Source organism: Areca yellow leaf disease phytoplasma, assembly GCF_041920595.1.
In genome coordinates this window covers 521,434-522,173 of sequence record NZ_CP169277.1, presented here as the reverse complement: position 1 = coordinate 522,173, position 740 = coordinate 521,434, and positions in this window count along the sequence as shown.

The following is a 740-nucleotide window of genomic DNA, read 5'->3' as shown; positions in this document are numbered from 1 at the left end:
ACTTCAGGACATGAAGCTTTTGATAAGATGAGGAGCTAGGAAGCTAAAATTACTGATATTTGTATTTTGGTAGTAGCAGTTGATGATTGTGTCAAACACAAACCTTAGAAGCCTTGAAGCATACAAAAAGCCCCAAATTCCTATTATTATTGCTTTAAATAAAATTGATAAACCCAATAATAACACACAGCAAATTATGCAAAAATTATCTAGTTATGATTTGTTGCCTGAAAATAAGAACGCTTTTACTCATATATTGCTATTTCTGCTTTAAAGAAAGGTTTGGAAAAAATATTAGAAATTATTCTTTTAGTTAATTTAAATCAATTTACAAGCTAATCCCGATCAAAAGCTAAAGGAACAGTTATTAGGCAAGCCTTGATAAATCTTTAGGACTGGTGGCTACTTTTATTGTAAGTGATGGCAACCTCAAAGTAAGAGCGATATCGTCGTTGCTGGAGCTTCCTTATGGAAAAATTGTTCCATGGAAGACGAAAACAAAAAAAAACTAACCAAAGCCTTACCTTCGCAACCTGTGTGCGTGTTGCAGGATTAAGGAAGTGCCTCAAGCAGGAGATATTTTTTACGCCGTTGTAATGAAAAACAAGCACGCCAAATTAGCCGGCAACCCTTTCACCTCTTAATTTAGAAGATATTTTAAACTTAGAAACCGAAAAAACCGCAAAGAACTAAATATCATTTAAAAGCTGATACTCAAGGAAGTTTGGAAGCAATACATG